Here is a 555-nt window from a genome sequence, read left to right on the forward strand (position 1 = left end):
GGCGACATGGGCATTTTCATGCGGATGATGGATGGCCTGTCTGCTGCGAAAACCGAGCCTCAGACGATTATGATTGATGCGACGCATCTCAAGGCGCACCGCACGGCTTCGAGCCTGCGGCTAAAAAAGGGGATCCAGGCCGCCTGATCGGTCGCACCAAAGGCGGTATGAATACCAAGCTCCAGCGGTCACCGATCAGAACGGACGACCGCTGAGCTTTTTCATGACTGCGGGGCAGATCAGCGATTATACCGGTGCCGCTGCCCTGCTGGACAGTCTTCCTGCAGCACAATGGATGCTGGGAGATCGCGGGTATGACGCCGACTGGTTCAGGGACGCCCTGGAAGAGAAAGGGATAAAGCCCTGCATTCCAGGACGGAAATCTCGCGGAAAACCGGTCAAATACGATAAGAGAAAATATAAACGCCGCAATCGCATCGAGATGATGTTCGGAAGGCTCAAGGACTGGCGGCGTATTGCAACACGCTATGACAGATGCCCGAATGTCTTTTTCTCCGCCATCTGCCTCGCCGCAACCGTCATCTTCTGGCTATG

Annotated in this window: 1 pseudogene; it reads left to right on the forward strand. The window is 55.7% G+C overall.

Features of this window, described 5'->3' with window-relative positions:
- A pseudogene (locus tag B7444_RS10410) lies at nt 1–555 on the forward strand (IS5 family transposase); the annotation flags it as partial.

Source organism: Gluconobacter thailandicus F149-1 = NBRC 100600 (assembly GCF_000964465.1).
GTDB lineage: Bacteria > Pseudomonadota > Alphaproteobacteria > Acetobacterales > Acetobacteraceae > Gluconobacter > Gluconobacter thailandicus.